Here is a 765-nt window from a genome sequence, read left to right as displayed (position 1 = left end):
GTCGCCCTGACCCGTGCCCGCCGCGGGCTCACCGTCGTCACGTCCATCTCCTCCGACGACCTGGACCCGGAGCGCCTGCGGACGCCCGGGGCCCGGCTCCTGCGCCGCCTGCTCGCGCACGCCGAGGCCGAGGGCGCCCCGCCGGCCCGGGTCCGCCCGGACGTCACGGTGCCCGCGGGCGGGACGACGGCGGACGCGCCGACGCCGGACGACCCGGTGACCGACGGGGCACCGGACGACGCCGCGGTGACCGACGAGGACGAGACCAGCGGGGTGACGGACGCGGCCGCGACGACCGACGGGACGGTGACCGACGGGACGGCGACGGCCGACGACGCGACGAGTGACGAGGCGCCGGACGAGACCGCCACGACGGACGGGACGGCCCTGGCCGACGACAGCGCGCCGGCCGGCTCGCCCGTCGCCGACGAGCCGGACGAGGTCCTGCCGACCGCCCCTGCGACGTCCGGCGGCGCGACCGCGGCGGGTGGGTCGGTCGTGCTCGCCGACCTGGCCCGGAGGTTGCGGGCCCACGGGCTCACCGTGCACGAACGGGTCGGCACCTCGTCTTCGCCGGTGGACCTCGCCGTCGAGGACCCGACGACCCCCGGGCGGATGCTGCTGGCCGTCGAGGCCGACGGGCCGGCCTACGCCGCGGTCGGCACCGTCCGTGACCGGGACCGGCTGCGGCCGGAGATGCTGGCCACGCGCGGGTGGCGCCACCTGCGGGTCTGGTCGACGGACGTGTTCCGCGACCCCGCCCGT

Annotated in this window: 1 pseudogene; it reads left to right on the top strand. The window is 79.0% G+C overall.

From position 1 onward, the window contains the following. A pseudogene (locus tag EPD83_RS20480) lies at nucleotides 1-765 on the top strand (hypothetical protein); the annotation flags it as partial.

Origin of the sequence: Phycicoccus flavus (assembly GCF_004025965.2) — a bacterium.
Taxonomy (GTDB): domain Bacteria; phylum Actinomycetota; class Actinomycetes; order Actinomycetales; family Dermatophilaceae; genus Phycicoccus; species Phycicoccus flavus.
Note: the sequence above shows the minus strand (reverse complement) of the source record. Positions and strands in the feature narration are given on the sequence as shown.